Below are 21303 nucleotides of genomic sequence, written 5' to 3' on the forward strand. Positions count from 1 at the left end.
GAGGAATGCAGGTGAGAGCTTGTAGCCAGCTTACGATGAAAGAGAAAATTGGGCAGATGCTTATGGTAGGCTTCGAGGGACTTACGCCAGATGCGATTATTGGCGGCCTCTTGCAAAACCATTTCATTGGGGGAGTCGTGTTCTTTTCCCGTAATTTGGACAACCCTGAGCAGGCATTTGCTTTAACGAAGAAACTCCAACAAATGGCTGCGGATGCAACAGGCATACCGCTATGGATCGGAACAGATCAGGAAGGTGGCATGGTCGTCCGATTAAGACAGGGAATTTCACAGCTGCCAGCGGCAATGGCTTTGGGAGCGGCACGTGATCCTTTGCTGCTTTATGAAGCCGCAAAGGGAACGGCAAAGGAGCTGAAGTTGCTAGGCATCAATATGAATTTCGCGCCGGTGGTCGATATTAACGTCAATCCGCGAAATCCGATTATTGATGTCCGGGCATACGGTGACGAAGCTGAACTTGTCGCTGAGCTTGGGATCGCAGCAATGCTTGGCTTTCAGGATGGAGGCATCGTCTCTGTTATTAAGCATTTTCCTGGGCACGGCGACACGGAGGTAGATTCGCACGCTGAGCTGCCGGTCGTGAGGCATTCTCTTGAGCGTCTGCGGTCTGTCGAGCTCGTACCGTTTCGGCGCTGTGCGCGGGCAGGGGCCGAAGCCGTAATGACTGCCCATGTCGGGATTCCATTGCTAAGTGGCGGTTTGTCTGTTCCAGCCACACACTCTCATGAAGTATTGACGGGACTGCTACGGGAAGAGCTGGATTTCAAGGGGCTTATCGTGACGGATTGCATGGAAATGAACGCTGTAACACAAGGCATTGGCGTCGGGGAGGCAGTCGTAAGAGCCGTACTTGCTGGAGCAGATCTTCTTCTCGTCAGCCATACGTACGAAAGCCAGCTGGAGGCGGCAGCAGCACTGGAACATGCAGTAGCAGATGGGCGTCTGCCTGAAGATCGGATTGATGCTTCCGTGGAGCGCATTCTTCTCCTTAAGGAGCTCCGCATCGGAGAGCTGCGAGAGCGCAGCTGGGAAGAAACGCAGACCTATCTCGATCATTCGCAAACACTTCGGACGATTAAGCTGCTTCGCCAGAAAAGCATCACCATGATGAACCGTGAACCGAATTTTTGCCAGTTGTCTTCCGAAGTCGACACGCTTGTGCTTTGGCCGCAGATGGCGGCTGCTTGCAAGTCTGAGGATGAACCGATATACGATGACACCCTCGGCAGCTTTCTATATCCTTTGATGAAAGCAAAGTTTATGGAGCGGTTGTATGGGACTAGTCCGAGTACGGATGAAATTGCGGACTTGGTCTCTGGAGCAGAAGGATATGGGCAGATCGTCGTGGGAATATTCCATACGGCTTCTAATCACGGGCAGACCGTTTTGGTTCACAAGCTTTTGGCAGGAGGGAACAAAGTCATTCCGATCTCCCTTCGCAACCCCGTTGATCTCGCGGCATTTCCAGAAGCTAAAGGTTTTCTAGCCTGTTATGAGCATCATCCGCTAACATTGCAGGCCCTTTCTAGCGTTTTACTGGGCAAGCTTAAGCCTGAAGGAATTTTACCGGTTACGCTTCCCGATTACTCATTAGAAGGAGGCGAATCATATGAACGCGGTACAGCTTCCCGTGTTGAATCCGCCACTTAAAGGGTTTTTACGATGGGCCTACACCCTTTCAATCACCAGCGTCCACGAAGAAACGATTCCTTGGTATTACAGCAACTTTATCCAGTTATCCTGTACCACTAAATTTCTGGAGGACGGCAAGCAATATTTTATCGATTTTTTTCGGGGCAAGCCAAACGAGTTGAATTTCAATAACCCATTTCTTCTAACATGCTCTGTGAATTATACGATTCTAGACAATTTGGCATTGGATGACTGGCCGAAATTTTTCGCGGATCAGATCCGCAGCGGCTATTACTGCATTGTGTTTGTGGACGAAGCCAAGCTGTCACCGGCAGCTTCTTATCAGAAAGAGCCGTTCCCTCATCATCTTTTTCTGTACGGTTTTGACTGGGAGGAAAATATGTTTGATGCTTCCATGTTCGATCATACGGGGGTGTACCGTAATGTGAAGATCCCATTCCAAGAGTTTCAGGATGCTGCAGGTTCTATGCGAAAGCTTTTGAAGGAGAAGCTCACGTCTGATCATCATACGTATTTTTACAAATACGCACCGCATTCTGCTTATCCTTTTGATAAAACGGCCGCGATCGACCAACTGCTCGATTATGTTAATGGTGAGACCCATTTAAACCGAATTAATTACAATCCAGACGAGGAAGCTTTCGGAATCAAGGTGTATGACTATCTGCAAATGTACTTTGATGCTGTAGAGCAAAACGATTCTAGGCTGGGTGACCGCAACGATGCGAGACATCTTCACATTCTCTGGGAGCATAAAAAAATGATGAGCGAGCGAATCGGTTATCTAGTAGAAGAGGGGATAATCTCGTATGACGAAGAGCTTGTGGAAGGCTACAAGGATATAACAAAACGGGCGATGAAGCTGAGAGATCAATACATTCGCCATGTTATTCGCGAAGATAAGGAAGTATTTAAACGGTTGAGGCTCCGCTTTGACCAATTCCGAGAAGAAGAGCCTGTTCTTTTGCTTAAATTAATTAAACTTCTAGAAGTGCCATCGAAATCGAATAAGACTTATGTAGAAAGTAGATAGCTATCTAAAATGATATAAGGATGAGATAGTAGGAGGGAGCTGCCGCGAGGTCAGCTCCTCTTTGATGTTCATTGTGGTTTAAAGCTTTTAATATATAATTAATGTTAGTTGACTAACAATAATTGTGATAAAATGAGGAAAGAGCTGGAGATGATAGGTAAAGGGGGGCGAAAATGAACAGAGATCGATCAGTTGCGCTCGAACTTAGAACGCTAAGAAATATGCTGCATAGACAGGTTAGCGGGTTTATGAGTCAAAAATATGGCGATCAATTGACTGGCATGCATGGATGGGTGCTGAGGTACTTTGTTGAGAACCAGCACAAGGAGATTTTTCAACGCGATTTCGAGAGCCAGTTCACGATTCGGCGTTCGACCGCGAGTAAAATTTTGCAATTGATGGAGAAAAATAATCTCATAACGAGAGAGTCTGTTCCTTATGATGCAAGACTAAAGAGGATTATTCTTACGCCAAAAGCTATTGAATACCATGAAGCTATTATTTTAAAATACGTTGAATTGGAGCGCGAAATTAAGAAAGGTCTATCGCAAGAGGAGTTGGATACTTTTTTTAATGTGCTCGATAAAATCAAAAAGAATTTGGAGTAGTCGCCGAAGTTGTTGGAGCGGCTTTCATTATTGTAATATAGTTAGTAGGCTTACAGTTCTATGGCTAACAACATGGAGAAGGAGCGTTTGATAAATGCTTAAGATTTTGAAGTATTTCAATCCCAAAAATGTTTGGTTTATCGTCATCAGTACTGCATTTATCGTGTTCCAGGTATGGCTCGATCTCAAGCTTCCCGATTATTTGGCAGAAATCACAAAGCTGGTGCAGACGGAAGGCAGCTCCTTAAACGAGGTATGGGAGCCAGGCGCCTATATGATGCTGTGTGCCATTGGAAGCTTAATTGCATCCTTCATCGTTGTTTATTTGGTCGCGAAGAGCGCTGCATCGCTCGCTAAGAGGCTTAGAAGCCTGCTCTTCGACAAGGTTGAATCATTCTCCATGGCCGAGATGAATCAATTTTCAACAGCAAGCCTCATTACGCGTTCCACGAACGATATTACGCAAGTACAAACGATTGTGGCGATGGGGCTGCAGGTCATGATTAAAGCGCCTATTCTGGCAGGCTGGGCAATTGTGAAAATCTCAAGCAAGAGCTGGCAATGGACGCTCTCGTCCGGTATTTCGGTTGCACTGCTTCTTCTCATGATCGCGATCGTTATTTTGTTCGCCATGCCGAAGTTCAGAATGATTCAAGGATTAACGGATCAACTGAACCGAGTAACTAGAGAAGGGCTTCAAGGTCTGCGAGTCATTCGTGCTTATAATGCTGGACCAAGCCAAGAAGCAAAGTTCGAGTACGCAAATCGGGAGTTAACCGATGCGAATCTATTCACAAGCCGATTAATGGCATTAATGATGCCGGTCATGAGCTTAATTATGAGCGGATTAAGCTTGGCGATTTATTGGATCGGTGCGTATCTGATTAATGGAGCGGATACAGCAGCTAGACTAGGCTTGTTTAGCGACATGGTCATATTCTCGTCCTATGCGATGCAAATCGTCATGGCCTTTATGATGCTATCGATGGTTTTTTTCATGCTGCCGCGGGCTTCGGTTGCTGCCAAGCGTGTCATGGAAGTATTAAATACAGAACCAAGCATCAAGGATGGCAGTTCGAAATCAACTAATGCTGCGAAAGCAGGAGAGATTGAATTCCGGAATGTCAGCTTCAAGTATGCGGATACGGATGAATATGTACTTAGGGATATCAGCTTCGTTGCACGCAGGGGAGAGACGGTTGCGTTTATCGGCTCCACGGGTAGCGGCAAGAGTACAATGATGAACTTAATTCCAAGATTTTACGATGTGACGGACGGCGAAGTGCTTGTTGCGGGAATGAATGTGAAGGATTACTCACTGAAAGATCTGCATAACAAGCTTGGCTATGTTCCTCAGAAAGCCGTATTGTTCAGCGGAACAGTGACGTCCAACGTCGCTTATGGTGATAATGGGCATGTGGCTGGCTCGGCGGACGATGTGAAGAAAGCGGTAGCGATCGCTAAGGGACAAGAGTTTGTCGAGAAGCTAGAAGGCGGGTATGAGGGCACTATCTCGCAAGGCGGCTCGAATTTGTCTGGCGGACAGAAGCAGCGGTTATCCATCGCTAGGGCTATCTACCGTAAGCCTGACATTTATATTTTTGACGACTCCTTCTCTGCGCTTGATTACAAAACCGACCGCCAGCTGCGTTCCATGTTGAATCAAGAAACAGCTGGAGCTACCAACCTAATTGTGGGGCAGCGAATCGGAACTATTAAGGAAGCCGATCTCATACTCGTTCTAGACGAAGGCAAAATTGTAGGAAGAGGCACGCATCAAGAGCTGCTTCAAACCTGCGAGGTATATCGTCAGATCGCGAACTCTCAGTTATCGAAGGAGGAGCTTGAAATTGGCTAAACAACAGGTCGCTACCAAACAAAACATCGATTTCAAAGGCACAATGGGCAAGCTCGTCGCCTATTGCAAGCCGTACATTCCTCTTATTGTCGTGGCTCTGCTGCTGTCCGTGGTGGGCACGATATTTACGATTGTCGGGCCAAGCAAGCTGAAGGATATGACGGATCATATTACCAAAGGGTTAATGGGCGAAATTGATATGGACGCAGTTAGCAGCATTGGTATATTGCTTGCTGTTCTATATGGATTAAGCGTCATCTTCTCGTTCTTCCAAGGCTATATTATGGCTACGGTAACCCAGAAGGTATCGAAAAGCTTGCGTACGCGCATTTCCCAGAAGATCAATAAGCTTCCGCTCAAATATTTTGATTCCACGAGCAATGGAGACGTGCTGAGCCGCGTCACGAACGACATCGACACGATCGGGCAAACGATGAATCAAAGCGTCGGGATGCTGGTTACTTCCGTTACGATGCTGGTCGGCTCCTTGGTCATGATGTTCTATACAAACGTATGGATGACGTTGACGGCGATCATTTCGACGTTTCTAGGATTTGCCTTTATGACCGTGATGATCAAAAAATCACAAACGCATTTCGTTCACCAGCAGGCGAATCTTGGTGCGATGAATGGCCATGTCGAAGAAATATACTCAGGCTACGATGTGGTTAAGGTCTATAATGGAGAGCGGAAGGCGAAGGAAACTTTTAATCAGATAAACGATAAATTATATGAAAGTTCATGGAAGTCGCAGTTTCTATCCGGCTTGACGATGCCGCTCATGATGTTTGTCGGAAACTTCGGTTATGTGTCGGTCTGTATTGTCGGCGGAGCATTAGCGATGAATGGTCATATTTCGTTTGGTGTCATCGTCGCTTTCATGCTTTATGTTCGATTGTTCACGCAGCCCTTGGGGCAAATTGCACAAGCCGCGACTAGTCTGCAATCAACTGCAGCTGCAGCCGCGCGCGTTTTTGAATTTTTAGAAGAGAAAGAGCTTGAGGAAGAGAACCATAAATCGAAGGTGCTTAAGGATGTTAAGGGGCAGGTCGAATTCCGGAACGTTTCCTTCGGATATGATCCGGATAAGCTCATCATTCACGATTTCTCAGCCCGTGCTTTGCCTGGTCAGAAGATCGCCATCGTCGGGCCGACGGGTGCAGGGAAGACGACGATCGTCAATTTGTTGATGCGATTTTATGAGCTGAATGGCGGGGAAATTGCTATCGATGGCGTTCCGATCCATGAGCTACCTCGGGAAAATGTTCATGAACAATTTTGTATGGTGCTTCAGGATACATGGCTGTTCGAGGGAACGATCAAAGAAAATATCGTCTTCAACAAGCAAGGGGTTACTGATGCGGATGTGAAGGCCGTCTGCAAGGCTGTCGGTATTGATCATTTTATCCGAACCTTAACGAATGGCTACGACACGGTATTGAACGAGCAAGTGAACCTTTCCGCAGGTCAGAAACAGCTCATCACGATTGCAAGAGCGCTCATTGCGAACGCCCCGCTGCTCATCCTCGACGAGGCAACAAGCTCAGTCGATACGAGAACGGAGCTTCTCATTCAGGAAGCGATGGATCGGTTGATGGCAGGACGAACTTCTTTTGTTATCGCGCACAGGTTGTCTACGATCAAGAATGCCGATATTATTCTCGTCATGAAGGACGGGGATATTATCGAAAGCGGCAATCATTACGAGCTGCTTGCGGCAAACGGCTTCTATGCTGAATTGTACAATAGCCAGTTTGAGACTGCGGAAGCGGCTTTGTAAAGGGGCATGTACTCCAAAAAAACTAAAAATCGTGGAATAGTCGTCAATCCATAGTGTAGAACTTAGAGAGGCGCTGGGGAAAGTACGATGAATGAATTCCGCGGAAATAGAAAACCCGATCGAATGAGATCGGGTTTTTTTGTATGTTCTACTCGTCTTTTCCCATCACTGCTAAACATGAAAGGATGCTTAATTACAAATATTTGTGAATAAAAATAAAATTTCTTAATAGTTAAGGAGGTTTAATTTTACAATGCACTGTTATAGTTCTCATTGACTAACCATTTTACTAAGGGAGAAGGAAACGTAATGAAAGCAAAAGTATTACGCAAGACAATAGTAATTGCATCCATTATAACGCTGCTAGGAGGGGGACTACATACCGGTTTTGGTCAAAAAAACCATGTCTTTGCAGTAGATGAAGCATCGCCAAATATTATCATTGAAGATTTTGAAGATGGAATCTCAGATGTGAAATTTAATCCTAAACGTATGTATGAGGCTACGCTGCACTTGGAGAACAACAAGAAGCATGTAAGAAATGGACAATATTCAGCTAGAATTGATTACGATATGATTGGCATCGTAGATAACCCATCTCAAATTGAAGTCGGGTATAAAACAGGAAATATTCCAGTAACAGGCTATCCTACTAAAGTAGGCATGTGGGTTTATGGGAACAATGAAGGACATTTGCTAACGACAAAATTTAGAGATAAAGGCGGATCTTCATTTCAAGCAGCATTTTATGATGAAAATCAAATGGGTGTAGACTGGTCAGGTTGGAAATATATTGAGGCGGATGTGCCTCAGGGAAAACCAGGTCCGATCGTCCTTGAATTGTTTTTCCAGTTGAAACAATCGAATATGAGCAAGAAAAATAAAGGCTCGATTTGGGTAGACGATATTACCTTTATCTATAAGGAACTTGATGAGGATAAAGAAGTTCCGACCATTAAACCTATAGCCCCTGTTCCGAATGAAGTATTAAGCGCTCCGCTTGATGCATTGAAGGTGGAGCTGGACGATAATGGATCAGGCTTGGATTTGAATACATTGTCTGTTCTTTTGGATGGAACGAATATAACGGATAAAGTGGACTATTCTGAAAATACAAACGTATTAACCTATCCAGGTAAATATGTGGATGGCGGTTATCATGAGCTTGTGATTGAAGTGAAGGATAAGGTAGGTAACCCGGCAGGGAAAACATTCGCCTTCACAGTGAATGCAGGAGAACGATTGTTCATGACTGCTAACAAAGAAGCAATAAGTAACGAAATCTACTCTGTACAAGTAGGTATCAAAGATTATTTGAATGCAGAACAGGCAGAATTTGCACTAAATTATGATAAGGGTATTCTTCAAGTTGAAAGCATTACTCAGGCGACTGGTGTTGCCCTAAATTCAGATATTGATAATGAGCACGGCATGGTTAAAGTAGCACTTAATAACGTAGCAGCAGCCCATAATTCCGTTACAGTTAATTTTAGAGTGAGCTCTCATGCCGCGCTGGAACGTGGTGAAGCTTACAAGACCATAACCATGAGTAATACAAATCTTACAGCTGGCGAAGTTCAGACTAGCTCACCACTCGCTGCTCCTATTCACTATACCATCGCATTTCCATATCAGCTGGAAATGACGGGAGTTGGTTTAGGCACGCCTTCTACATTTACAGTATTAGACCATGTGGGCAAGCCGTATGAAGGTGCGGACATTGTTTTCATTGGATTATTAAAGCAAAGCTCAGTAGTTACTGTTAACACCGTAACGTCTAATGTATATGAGGATGACGATACGTCTTCTGATGTCTTAATGGTTGCAAAAGCTGGTGAACGTTACTATGCTTCTGCAAAAGCTGAAGATGGGTTATTCGAAATTATTTTCGCAGATGGACAAACAACAGGTTATATCTCTGAATCGGATGTTAGCAGTCAGTTATTGAACGGCAGCCTTGGTAAAACAGATGCTAAAGGACAATTAACGACAGACCTAACTACATTGGCACTTGGAACCTATCAGGTTCAAGCGGTCAATGGTGATAAAAACAGTAAGGTTGTCAATTATGAAGTCGTGGAGCAATATGGTACAGATACACCTCAATATGTTCAAACCTATGTGGCAGAAGATATGTCTTCTGAGCTGAGCGCTGCTTGGCAAACAAAGCCAGACCAAACCATTACTTATCTTGAATACATTGAAGCTAGTGAATGGGGAACAGGAGAAAGCCCTGATATCAAACATGTAAAACAACATCAAGCTGAGAGTGAGCTTCAAGTGCTTAGTATGAAGGAAAATGGAACGAAGGGTGAAATCCGGTTTCATAATGCTCTGATTGAAGGCTTGAAAGCAAATACCGCCTATAAATATCGTGTAGGTTATGAGGGCAATTGGTCGGCGTGGTATGAATATTCGACAGTTGATCAGAATAAATCAACACCGACCTCATTCTTGTTTATTACAGATTCTCATACGAATCAATCACAAGGCATACAAGCCTATCAAGAACTAATGACTAACGCTTTAAAACAACATCCATCAACACAGTTTATTATGCATGGTGGAGATATGGTTGATGTAGGCGGCGCATTTGAAGAATGGCAGAAGTTCTGGCAAGCATCTGCGGTCTACGCAACAAAAATTCCAACTGCTCTAACATTGGGTAATCATGATGTGAAGAGTGAAGGGAAAGAAGTATTTACCAAAGGGGCGAATTTCCCAACGAACGGACCAGAATCTCAGCTCCAATATGCTTACTCTTATGAGGTTGATGATACTCATTTTGTCGTATTGAACTCAGAGGGTACAGAGGAACAAATGATAGATCAAGCAGCTTGGCTCGAAGAAGATTTAAATAAAAATGATAAAAAATGGACTATCGTTATGTTCCATCGTCCTGCTTACCATACAGAAAATGGTCGAGAAACCCTTGTTGAGTATACGCAAACCTATTTTGCGCCTATTTTAGAAGAGAAAAAAGTTGATTTGGTTCTAGTAGGTCATGATCATGTGTATGCGCGTACCTATCCCATGCAAGATGGCAAGCCCAATAAGGATACAAATGAAGGTACCGTTTATCTTGATGGTGGTGCATCGGGCTGGAAATTCTATGATGGTACGCAATATAATTATTTGAAACATATCTTTGATGAGGACGTGCCAGTATATTCCGCTATTGAAATTACGGAGGACGGGATTCATGTGGAAGCACGTACAAGTGCGGGTAATAAGATCGATGAGTTTACTGTCGTGAAAACAACGGGAGTTGAGCCAACACCAACACCGACGCCAACGCCAACGCCGACACCGACACCGACACCGACACCGACACCGACGCCGACGCCGACTTCAACATCAGCACCAATATCGACGCCAACATCAACGCCAACGTCGACACCAAAAGCAACACCGGCGCCAACATCGACACCAACGATTACGAAACCAGTCTTCAACGACAAGATCGATGTGGATGTAGTTAAAGCTATCGTGGAAAAAGAGAAATCTGCTCCTGCTTTAAAATTTACGGACGTCCCGGCATCTTCGTGGAGTGCTTTAGTAGTGGAGCGTGCTGCTAAGATGGGGATTGTAAAAGGCTATAGTGATGGTTCTTACCATCCGAATGAAAATGTAACTCGCGCCGAGTTCGCCACGATGCTTGCAAAAGCTTTTGGTTTAACGAATTCAAACGGTGCTTCCTTCTCTGACACCAAGGGGCATTGGGCCTCAGAAGCGATTGCAGCATTACAGGCTAATGGGATAATCACAGGTTATAGTGATGGTTCTTTCCATCCTAATCAAAAAATTTCCCGTGCTGAAATCGTTGCAATGCTTGCTCGGTTGACGAACTATGTTCCTAGCACAACCAATCCGTTCTCGGATGTAGTCACGAACTGGGCTTCTGAACCAATTAATGCTTTTGCTAATGCAGGTATCGTAAGCGGTAAAGGCAGCGGATTGTTCAAACCAAGTGAATCTGCTTCCCGTGCCGAGTCAGTTGCGATGATTATTCGCTTGTTGGATAAATTGCTTGAACAATAAGTAAAGTTAAAGGAATTGTAGTGTTGCATATCCAAGGTTCGCCATCAGCATGTAAAACCCCGACCGTAAGAGGTCGGGGTTTTTGCTTGTAGGAGTGTAATGTATCTTGATTGCTCCGCTTCTCTTCAAGCTTCTTCATTCAGCACTTTCATGATTGTTCTGAACGTTTTCCTGAACTACTTTGTTTTGATCTATTTCCTATCCATAATATAACTAATGAGGTTATTGCGAAAAATACGGATAACCCCAGCAGTATGACGAAAAAAGATTGATCAAAAGCTAAGCGCCCAGCCGCTTTCAACGCTTCGGATGCCTGAACAGGCAACCCGTCGGCAACCAACAGCGCTTCGTCCAGGCTATCTTTTACATTGGCAGGAACCTGAAGTCCCTCGGGGATATTCATAGCGAGCGTATACACTAGACCAGAAATGCTCCCGATGATTGCAATTCCGGACGCCCCTCCGACTTCATAGGCCACTTCCTCAATTGAAGCCGCCATCCCCGCTTTTTCAGGAGGTGCATAACTCATGATCGAGTGAGAAGCTGCCGTCATTCCTGCTCCCAAGCCTGCTCCGAGGAGTGCTAGTCCTATCATTTGTCCAGCAATGCTGGAATCAAATTGAAAGACATAAATCATCGTTCCCAAAGCGGCAATCAGAAGAGCGAGGCCTTTGATATATATCACATTATAGCGATGCAATATCTTTCCGATCAGTGGACCTGCAATAAGAGCCGCCGCCGGTACGCTTAGCGTGATCAGACCCGCTTGCAGCGGACTCATTTCTACCACTAGTTGAAGTCGCTGAGTCACAATATACTGAACTCCGAGCTGTCCAAATAGACCGACTAAAGCTGTAATACATCCTGTCATAAAAGGAGATATTTTAAAGAGCGACAGGTCGAGCATCGGGTTTGGGCTTTTGAGCTGACGACGAATAAAGATAATCATTGCCACGATCCCGATAACGGCGGCAATAGCAGCAAGCATGGGGGACCCTTCGCGCTTTGCAAATTCTTTAATAGCAAAAACAATCGCCACCATGGAAATCATGATCTGAATGGAGCCGGTAAGATCCCACTTCGTATTCTTATTGCCTTCATGCTTCGGAACATATACCAGCGTCAAAACAAACGCCAAGATCGCGATTGGAACGTTGATCAAAAAGGCGGCACCCCACCAAAAATGCTCCATAAGCAATCCGCCTACAAGGGGACCAATTCCAGCCCCTCCAGAAGCAATGGAACCCCAAATGCCGATCGCAAGTCCGAGCTCACGCGGGTCGGTAAATGTGACTCTGATGATGGATAATGTAGCAGGCATCATCATGGATGCCCCAACAGCAAGGAGTATCCGTCCTACTACCAACACAGATGGAGTTGGAGCAAAAGCGGCTAGGAGAGAAGTTGCCGTAAATACGAGCAATCCAAGGGCGAATATTTTTTTATGGCCGTAACGATCTCCTAGCGCTCCCATCGCCGGGAGCAGACCTGCCATAACAAGCGAATAACCGTTCAGAATCCATAATTTATCCGATGCCGAAGCACCTAGATCGTAAGTTAAGCTTGGCATAGCCGTATAAAGAATCGTCGCATCCATTACTATGAGCAAAAGAGCGCTTGAGACAACTGCCAGAACGATCCAACGATTGAAACGATACATCTTTCTTTCCCCTCCACGTCAAACTAATCTAATAACCTTCTGAATTAACTCTAGACTACAGGGTTACCCTATTGTCAAAGCCAATTTCGTTAGGTAAAATTTAGCGGTAATCCATGTATCGGTTTATGAGATTTTCAGACTCGGAGGAATATACAACATGTCCGATATTAACGGTCGTTATCTCACGATCAGCAAACTGGCGAGCATAAGCGGAGTTACAAAACATACCCTTCTTCACTATGACGAGATCGGGCTCTTAAAGCCTGAATTTATTCATGTAAATGGATATCGCTATTATTCTCATCGCCAATCCTATATTTTGGATATTATTAATGTGCTTAAGAAGGCTGGGAGCTCTCTTCAGCAAATCAAAGGTTTTATCCAGAACCGGAACACCTCGAGTCTCATCGAGTTGTTTAATCAAAAGCATCGCGAATTGGAAGCAGAGCTGCTTCGAATTAATCGGATGCAAGATATTTTGCAAAATGCCATTCAAATGACGAAGACATCGATGGAGACGCTACGGGACAATCCTTCTACAGAAGAATGTGAAATGGAGTATTTAATCGCGACGCCGCTCGAACAAGGGGACGAAGAGGAATTTGCTGTTAAGTTAAGTGAACATCGCAATTATTGTGAAAAACATTTTATCAATCACGAATTTCCGATCTGGGCGCTTATAAGCAAAGAAAGTTATGAATCCAGCACCTTTTCTTGGAGCCATGTAGCTAATAGGATTAAAGCGCCGATTTCGGGAGGCAGAATGCTAATCAAGCCCAAGGGTTTTTATGTTGTTATGGACCATAAAGGCTCTTACGAGAGTATTTCAGAGGCTTGCTCCATTATTAAAAAATACATTGAGCGCAAAGGAATGAAAGTATGCGGGAATGTGTACGTAATGGATTTGCTCAACTACTTCTCAGAGATGGATTCGGATAGTTATGTTGTTCGGGTCTCCGTTGAGGTTACTGATTAGAACATGCTTGCGAATTTTGCGCCTAATGACTTCGGGATGATATATAGTAAAAAATAAGCAACAATCTTTGAAGGATAGTTTTTGATCTTGTCGAACTGCTTAAAATAAGGAGGGCGGCTTAATGCGGATCGATGATTTTATTGGACATGTAGTCGTTGTAGAGTTAGACTCAACAGTTACCTATGAGGGTGTTCTTCTTGATGTTAAAGATCCTGAATTCACAGATTATGTAAAAGTAATTAATGCACAAAGTACGGATTGGTTGCCGAGGCAAGAAATTTATAAAATTGTTCCGGTTTATCCCAAACGCTTTATATCTGAGGAATGAAATTAGAATGCAAATAATAAGCCATTTTAGCAATGTTAACAGGGCTAAGATGGCTTTTTTATATCCAGAGTCATTAATTGAATAGTTGGACGACTTCCGTTTTTTTGACTGTAAACTGTAACTTTAGTTCGTCTGATTCGTGATTAGGGCAGGGGGGAGAAAATGAAGGGAAACCATCTGGATGATATTTACCAGCTTTATGTGCAGGATGTCTATCGCTACTTGCGCTCCCTCTGCTACGACCATCATACGGCAGAAGATTTGATGCAGGAGACCTTTTACCGGGCATATCTTTACTTGGAAAATTGTCAAGACGAGAAGATCAAGCCATGGTTATTCCGGGTTGCCTATAATGCTTATGTAGATTACAAGCGCAAGGAGAGCCGCACAACACTGCAGACCCCTGATTATTTTCAGCGTCTTGCAGATCATCATACCCCGGAGGATGAACTGTTGCGTCAGGAGCGTTGGAACGAAATCGGGCGGTCTTTATCCGGATTGCCGGAAAATCAGCAGCAGGCGATGCTGCTCATTGATTTTAACCAGCTTACGTATCAGGAGGCTGCAGACATTATGGATATCCGATTATCACATGTGAAGATTTTGCTGTTTCGAGCACGGCAAGCGGTACGGGGACAGGGTAGAAAGGGGGAGGGATCAGAATGAGTGAGGATTTCAAACGGAAGTTACAGGATTATGCTGAAGGCAAGCTCACTGATGAAGAGCGTGAGGAAGTAGAGCGTGAAATGGAGAAGATGGAGGTTTATCAAGCTTATTTGGAGGAAGTTGTCACACAGTCAGACCAGAAGCTTTCCCGTGAGGGGGAGGATGGACAGACGACGCGTAATCGCATACCTTCATTGAAAGAAGCCGTTATTATCCGACGTGGCAAATGGAAGGCGCGGGTGATGAATGTCTTTACGGTACTATCCGTCCTACTAGTGCTGACTGTGATTAGTATGATTATTACTGGTGTATTTTACGGGAGCGGCACGCCGGACCGGATGAAGGCTTACCGGGATGTTGTGGAGTCAGCAGTCGCTGTTTCCCACCCCAATCTGAAGGTCAATATGAATGGAACAGGTAACGCTTTTTTTACAATGGACTTTACAGGTAAGCTGAATAAGAGAGTTGGTGACGAAGAGATTGCTGTAGCAGATTTTTCGATGCGGTTTCTGTTGAATCTAGCCTCGGCTCCGCAGATTACTTGGCAGGGAAACATTATAGGGGGCAATAGTATTTTCTATCATCCCGATTATAAACCAGCAAATCAAAGCGAACAGCAGGAGACTAACCGCCGGGAAGAGGAGCGCTTTAACCATAATGAGTGGGTAAAGCTCAAGAAGCTCCCAGAGGGAACTGTGGCAGAAGCTTATCTATCATTGGACCGGTTATTCTCGACAGATGAGCTATTAAAGCAATTCGAGCATAAGAACATGGAGCCAGTCTGGTTCGCGGTGGATACCGGTCTTGATCCGAAGCAAGTTGATAGCGGCGGAGCCATTACAAATCCAGTGGGTTTTCCTTACTATCCGATCTGGCAATCTGATGATATGACGGTGGACTTTTACTCAGAAGAAAAGACAGGGTGGTTCGGAAAAGTGGTGTCCAGTGGAGGATCTTATCCATCACTCGAATCCTATGGAGACGGGGAAAAGAGGAATGGCTACTTCAAGAAAACCTTACACATGCTACAGAAAAATAAAGGTATTTCAACCAAAGTAGCTCCTTTTCTACAGTTAGATCACACAATTGATTATGTGGAAAAAAATGGTGTAAGGCTGTATGGAGCTGTTATTACCGGCCCGGTCAAAGAGCTGCTTAAGCTGCGTGAGGAGCCGTGGGTCAGAGATATAAGGGTTGGTGAAGTACAGCTATGGAACTGGCAATCGCGCGAGTAGGGTAGAAGATGTTAAAAAAGCAAGAAAGGTGAAGAACAATGAACATCATCCAGTATCGTGAAGAGGATCACTACGGGTTAATTCAGACAGGGCGATCTAGGCTGGTCGGCTCACTTGAATATGAAGCCATAGGAATCTAACAAAAAGATTGAAGGCTCTGCCGGGAGTAAATACCTTTGCAGAGGCTTTATGTATTATAAGCTTAGTTGACAGCTGTTAACATTATCTCATTGGCATAAAGAAGTGCGGCAAGCATTGGATGAAGCTGGGCAAATCAAGACCGAAATCCTTTGGATAAACGAGGTGGCCGCTGGTTCAGTGGACGGGCAAATGAGGCTGTTCTGACGAACATTCGCTGAATATTGAATCAATTCTTCTTCTTTTTGAAAAAACCAAATAACACTGCAAAAATAATGACAACGATTAAGAAACCACTCAATGATAACACCCCTTTTTGGAATTATAGCACGATCTGCACGATTGATAGAAGTGAATAAAAGCCAAGATTGAATATTGAATGACTAGGGAGGAGGTGCTGTCTAATGTGAGCGCTGAGAATATTGCACTGTCCCGGCAGCAAGTGGAGCATGGCTGAGAGGATGTTCAAGGTGATTCGGGATTACCCGGAACAAGTCGCAAAAGCTGTTCATTGGACGCCGTATTCGAGACAGGAGTATGCTGATTCGCAAAAGTCTGCTGGAAATTGGACTCAATCAACACGGATGCAAACAGGTTCTGCCGTTTGCGAGGGTTGTGGAACGCGACGGAACAAACGCTCATGGTGTAACAACCTATTGCCTCTCCTCGAGAACAGCAAAAAAAGAAACCTCACGTTTTTAAAAAACGTGAGGTCCTCTACAATATGGAGAGGATTGCGGCAATGGGCTGCAATCCTCAAGTTTATATTTCAAGAGGGCTCACAAATGTAACTTAACCTTTGAAAATGAAGAGAAGATGATAGGGATATTGCGTCTCGATTACTGAAAGAGATACCGTCAACTCTCTTAGTCTTCTCTTAACAAAGCGAAGCTTACTATTTTCTCAATAGCGCCGGAAGCACGAAAGCATTGATCGTCTCATGCAAATGCTCGCTTGTGACAGCTTCCGAATGTTTGACCACATAGATACTCGCACTTTCTAACATACCGAGTAAGCAGGCAGCTGCGAGCTCGAAGTTCAGTTTGTTTAATTCCCCGTCATTATGCCCCTGGCGGAGAACTTCAGACAAGAAGACGATATAATTCTGTTTGATTACACCGATCCGCTCCAATATATCTGGCTCGATTCCGTTCGTAATCTCGTTAGAGATAATATGAATAAGCTCACCGTATTGTAAAAACAACTCGATATGCTTGCTAACGATTTTCCGGATTTGCTTATCGGCGGTCTCGTCTTCCTGCAGCACGTCCTCGATTTTCTCCATCAGCATTTGAAGTCCGTCAGTCACGATTCTCTCGAACAGCTCCCCCTTGCCCGAGAAATGATAGTAAAGCGTGCCCTTAGCTACGTTGGCTTCTTTGGCAATATCGTCCATGCTCGTCTTGTGATAACCGAATTCGGAAAAAAGTTTGATTGCGGCATCTATAATTTTGTTTCTGCTCACCTTACTATCGGTCCCTTCCTAGGTATTGATTTTCCCTAGAGTATACCATATGTCGGGGAATTAACCGATTCTCAGCGTCCTTCTTCCTCCACCTGAATGCTGTAAGCAAAGATAACCCGCTGTCGATCCTTCTAAGCCAGACCATTCATATCCACTCTCAGCGGAGGTTAGCATCAAGTCTGCGGACTGCATGGCTTTGGTATCCGGAAAATAGATTCTCGTCGGTACTTCGACGCCGGCATCCTCATCCCACTCCATCTCGAAACGGTTGTGACTACGATCATAGGAGTAGCTCAAGATTTTCCCGGCGACGGCTGCAGGAAAGCCGCGGCACACTCCGTTAAAGGAGCTGAACTGATCCATCTCGGGGTATAAATAACACCAGTAAATATCACCGCATAACAATCGTTCAAAGTTTTTCTGAACGTCAAGACACGCTTGTTCCGCCAGATGGGATTCGCCGTAAGCTCCCCATTCCCCGATGACCATCGGCATGTTCAGCCTGTTCTGGGTTTGTGCGTGATTGTCGAAAATAAAGTCAACACGACGGCTATTAGCAACGTGCACGTAATCGGAATCTGTAACCAAATCGTAGCCATGCGGCGCATACGCCTGCTGATCATCTGGTTGGCCGTTTGGCCCGACGACTGGTTGGATCGAACTGGTCACTCCCAGATTAGAAAAGTAATTCGTTTCAAGAAACAGAATTCGGTCAGGATCGGCTTCGCGAATGGCTTGGCCCGTCTTCTGGAAAAAGGGAGAGAGCACATCCCGTTCGAAAACGTCCTGCGCGGGTGCAGTCGCATGCATGACTTGGCGATAAACATCGATGGAATCCAGCAAACTTAGTGCCTGCAGCTTCTTCTCGGGATCGAGCCATATGTTCAGTAGCTCTTCCATGTTAGGGGGGAGCTGTCCCGTTAGTTTTGCTGCCTGTTCTCCGTATGCAGCAAACATGCCTTGAACCATTTCCCCGACTTTGGAGCCGATGAAGGGTTCATTCATCATATCGTATCCGATGAGATTAGGCTCGTCGCGAAGCCTTTCGACAACGAACCGCCAAGCCGATACGTAATGGTCCTGTAAGCCGACGCCATCGGAAGCAGGGGTGTTGTTCCAGAAATGGTCGAATGCGGTTTGAACTGCCCGGTCGAACAGATAGGCATCGCTCCAGAGATCGGTTCGGGCATACTCATGGTTGTCGGTCAATGTAGCCCATGCAGGGGCGCCGTCCGCGTATAGCGAGCTATACAAATCTTGGTGCATATCGAGAATGACATACAGGCCGAATTGATCGGCGAGCCGTATCATCTCCCGGACGTTATCTACGTATTGGCCATTGAATTGTCCTGGCGACGGTTCGATTCCGTCCCAAATAATTCCCAGCCGGATGACGTTGAATCCCCATTGCTTTAATTTTAGAAAATCCGTCTGTGTCCAATCATCGATATATCCTTTTTCTTTGTCCTTACAAACCATGCTTATGCCATGAAGAATGACTTGGCGTCCTTGAGCATCAATGAAACGAGAGCCTTTTGTTGTCATGCTTTTCATATGAATTCCTCCCTTATTTAGAATTGAACTGACTAGTCAGTTCAATCTTAAATGATGGATAACGGGAATGTCAATCTGAAATTGAAAGAGAGGTTATTAGTTACGGCTTGGCTAGGTGTTAATCGGCCCATTGAAGTTCTACTGATGAGAACGACTCCTTGTTAGCCGGAATGATCGTATAACTGTCCTTGTCTAGATCAATCTCGACGATTGTACCGTCTGCGTACGTGCTGCGTTGTTTGCGCCAATTACTTCCTTCAATAAATTCGTGACTCATCATCTCAAGAACCCCTACAAGCTGATGAAGCCGAGCTAGCGTCCGGACGATCGGAATCTCTTTGTCTGCAGCTTGGATCGACAGATAAGGGACGCCGGCATTCAACAAACCATGAAGTGATCCGAGATCGGTCTCTGGGATTCCCCAGTCTCCTCTATTCAAAGACCAAGGCACAATGATCGCATCATGATAGACAAGGGAAAATAAAGGGGTTGAAACGCCGATGCTTTTACCGCCTCCAGGGTCCGGATCAAGCGCATAGGGAGCATGATGGACGAGATCCAGCGCAGGCAATGCCCAATCTGCGGGCTCCTCCGAGCTGACCAGCATCCCTCTAGAGCGGATTTCCTCAAAACAGGAGGCACGGTAAGCCAAGCATTCTGTTCTGGTCATCCGATGCCCCGGATCATAACATTCATCCCCAGGCACTACGGCGAAGACATCGATGTAAACGCCATCCGGGTGGATACCGTTTTCTTGCAGCAGATCGTGATTGCGCTCAACATAGCCTTTGGACAAACTTGTACAAAGCCAGCTGTGGGCGCCTCCTGCCCAGTAGTCGGAAAATTCCTGCTTTCCTTTCCTATCCTTAATCGTCAGATTAGGGTCGTAGGAAGCGGCATCGTGATAGTAGTCGCGGTAATTGTCGTGCAGTGCAAGTAGAATCTGTTCCTCCCGGCAAACCTCTTGAAGCTTTCGGAATCCTTCCCATCCGCCACCTTTAGGGGTTGGCGGGAGGACGTCAGGATGAAGATTGTCATAGCCATTAAGCCCCCACCCATCCACGTGGACATAGAGCTTACCGGCATATTTTTGTTTGAGCGATGTGAGCTGTCGGGCCCGCTCTTCGAAGGATACGGCATAGTCGTTCAGCTCGGGATTTTCCTTATCAAAATAATAAGAGTTTGGTGCAATGCGAGTATGCACGCTCGTGTGTACGATGGCAGAGCCGATTAAAGCAGATAGTTGCGGATTCTGCACTTGCTTCTCTGTCAATGTGTGTAATTTCCCTAGGCTGCGTACATATTGGCGATATAACTTAGCCATTACGACATAGCTCATATCTTTGGCGAAGCGGATACGCAGTCTCCGCGCAGCGCTGAAGCGCTCAAGCGAATGAATCCATACGACTTCGGCATGCGTGTGCACAAGTGGAATATGCTCGATGGACAATCGGGCGTCTGCGGGCGTTTCGATGATGGATAGATAGCCATTCCCATCTTTAACTTGCCCCCACCAAGGCATATAGGCATCCCTGCTGAACATTATTCCTTGATGATATCTACGGATAGGCTGCGGCCAATTTCCCGGAATTAAGTAGCCTTGCATGGCCGGCACGACCGTATAATCACTCTCGCGAGCACTGGCGTAATGGAAAGTACCGGGCCAGATGACTTCGCATACGTCTTTACCTTCGCTAACTTCAAGCACTTCAAACACGAGTTCGCCGTGATGTGTGTTCATTAGAACGGTGACAACCGTTTGAATCCCGCTGGCAATCCCGTCCTCGGAAGAATGTTTAAGCTGGATGCGGACGCCTTGGAAGTAGCCCGACACGATCGGTGAGAAGCTTTTGTTCTCAGCCTGACTAAGAGGGATTTGAACTCGACCTGTATCCTCGAATCCTAATGCCATACTCGCGGCCTCGGGAACGGTTTCCCACGTGGTGTCTCCTGTATCCACGCGCAGAATTAGACTTCTCTTGTCTAGCGAAACCTTCATGCCGTTGTTTTCCATCATGAATAACTGCTCCGTATTTTGTATGGTCATATCACTGTTCCCTTCTAAAATAGATGGTGATGCCCCTTAATCTATCACTTAAAGGGGGAATCAACTATATCGCTTTATTAAGATCATTACGAAAAAATGGTGCTACAGGGTTGTTCGGTTAAAAATTTGAAAGGAATATGAATAATTGAATATCGTGCTTATGCATTTTCGAGTGCCAGATTAAATTATGAATGTTGTGTCTGAATATGCTCTTGATTAGCATGACAGTATGGGGAAATTA

At 45.3% G+C, this 21303-nt stretch carries 14 protein-coding genes; 10 read left to right on the top strand and 4 right to left on the bottom strand.

Going from position 1 to position 21303, the window contains the following annotated elements:
- The first annotated feature begins 5 nt into the window (after positions 1 to 5).
- The 6 genes from ACIFSR_RS22990 to ACIFSR_RS23015 all read left to right on the top strand — a co-directional run bounded on the left by ACIFSR_RS22990 (position 6) and on the right by ACIFSR_RS23015 (position 10993).
- Positions 6 to 1670 carry a glycoside hydrolase family 3 protein gene (locus ACIFSR_RS22990; protein ID WP_430060156.1) on the top strand — a complete coding sequence of 555 codons (1665 nt, stop codon included), beginning with the start codon at positions 6 to 8 and terminating at the stop codon, positions 1668 to 1670.
- Positions 1630 to 2706: a hypothetical protein gene (locus ACIFSR_RS22995; protein WP_430060158.1), complete on the top strand. Its 1077-nt coding sequence runs from the start codon at positions 1630 to 1632 to the stop codon at positions 2704 to 2706. Before ACIFSR_RS22990 ends, ACIFSR_RS22995 begins: the two co-directional genes overlap by 41 nt.
- A gap of 173 nt (positions 2707 to 2879) precedes the next feature.
- Entirely contained in the window at positions 2880 to 3314 is a 435-nt protein-coding gene (locus tag ACIFSR_RS23000) for a MarR family winged helix-turn-helix transcriptional regulator (RefSeq protein ID WP_430060160.1), read from the top strand.
- A gap of 94 nt (positions 3315 to 3408) precedes the next feature.
- Positions 3409 to 5172, top strand: a complete 1764-nt coding sequence (locus tag ACIFSR_RS23005) for an ABC transporter ATP-binding protein (RefSeq protein ID WP_430060162.1) — start codon at positions 3409 to 3411, stop codon at positions 5170 to 5172.
- Between the two features lie 43 nt (positions 5173 to 5215).
- A complete protein-coding gene (locus tag ACIFSR_RS23010; RefSeq protein ID WP_430060451.1) occupies positions 5216 to 6952 on the top strand; it encodes an ABC transporter ATP-binding protein in 1737 nt (578 codons plus the stop codon).
- A gap of 309 nt (positions 6953 to 7261) precedes the next feature.
- Positions 7262 to 10993, top strand: a complete 3732-nt coding sequence (locus ACIFSR_RS23015; protein ID WP_430060164.1) for an S-layer homology domain-containing protein — start codon at positions 7262 to 7264, stop codon at positions 10991 to 10993.
- 148 nt (positions 10994 to 11141) lie between these two features.
- On the opposite strand, the gene ACIFSR_RS23020 is transcribed toward ACIFSR_RS23015, so the two are convergent.
- On the bottom strand, positions 11142 to 12653 hold the full coding sequence (locus tag ACIFSR_RS23020) for an MFS transporter (RefSeq protein ID WP_430060166.1): 1512 nt from the start codon (positions 12651 to 12653) through the stop codon (positions 11142 to 11144).
- A 157-nt stretch (positions 12654 to 12810) separates the two neighbouring features.
- On the opposite strand from ACIFSR_RS23020, the gene ACIFSR_RS23025 reads away from it, so the two are divergent.
- The 4 genes from ACIFSR_RS23025 to ACIFSR_RS23040 all read left to right on the top strand — a co-directional run bounded on the left by ACIFSR_RS23025 (position 12811) and on the right by ACIFSR_RS23040 (position 15858).
- Positions 12811 to 13629 (top strand): MerR family transcriptional regulator, encoded by an 819-nt coding sequence (locus tag ACIFSR_RS23025; protein ID WP_430060168.1) that lies wholly within the window; start codon positions 12811 to 12813, stop codon positions 13627 to 13629.
- Positions 13630 to 13750: 121 nt separating this feature from the next.
- Complete coding sequence (locus ACIFSR_RS23030; protein ID WP_076267682.1) at positions 13751 to 13957, top strand: hypothetical protein; 207 nt, start codon at positions 13751 to 13753, stop codon at positions 13955 to 13957.
- A 162-nt stretch (positions 13958 to 14119) separates the two neighbouring features.
- Positions 14120 to 14623 (top strand): sigma-70 family RNA polymerase sigma factor, encoded by a 504-nt coding sequence (locus ACIFSR_RS23035; RefSeq protein ID WP_339204310.1) that lies wholly within the window; start codon positions 14120 to 14122, stop codon positions 14621 to 14623.
- Positions 14620 to 15858 (top strand): anti sigma factor C-terminal domain-containing protein, encoded by a 1239-nt coding sequence (locus tag ACIFSR_RS23040; RefSeq protein ID WP_430060170.1) that lies wholly within the window; start codon positions 14620 to 14622, stop codon positions 15856 to 15858. Before ACIFSR_RS23035 ends, ACIFSR_RS23040 begins: the two co-directional genes overlap by 4 nt.
- Positions 15859 to 16891: 1033 nt before the next feature.
- On the opposite strand, the gene ACIFSR_RS23045 is transcribed toward ACIFSR_RS23040, so the two are convergent.
- The 3 genes from ACIFSR_RS23045 to ACIFSR_RS23055 all read right to left on the bottom strand — a co-directional run bounded on the left by ACIFSR_RS23045 (position 16892) and on the right by ACIFSR_RS23055 (position 21062).
- Positions 16892 to 17461 carry a TetR/AcrR family transcriptional regulator gene (locus ACIFSR_RS23045; protein ID WP_430060172.1) on the bottom strand — a complete coding sequence of 190 codons (570 nt, stop codon included), beginning with the start codon at positions 17459 to 17461 and terminating at the stop codon, positions 16892 to 16894.
- A 60-nt stretch (positions 17462 to 17521) separates the two neighbouring features.
- On the bottom strand, positions 17522 to 19015 hold the full coding sequence (locus ACIFSR_RS23050) for a cellulase family glycosylhydrolase (RefSeq protein ID WP_430060174.1): 1494 nt from the start codon (positions 19013 to 19015) through the stop codon (positions 17522 to 17524).
- A 118-nt stretch (positions 19016 to 19133) separates the two neighbouring features.
- A complete protein-coding gene (locus ACIFSR_RS23055) occupies positions 19134 to 21062 on the bottom strand; it encodes a DUF5696 domain-containing protein (protein ID WP_430060176.1) in 1929 nt (642 codons plus the stop codon).
- Positions 21063 to 21303: the final 241 nt, after the last annotated feature.

It is taken from the genome of Paenibacillus sp. NRS-1760 (assembly GCF_050467785.1).
Classification (GTDB): Bacteria; Bacillota; Bacilli; order Paenibacillales; family Paenibacillaceae; genus Pristimantibacillus.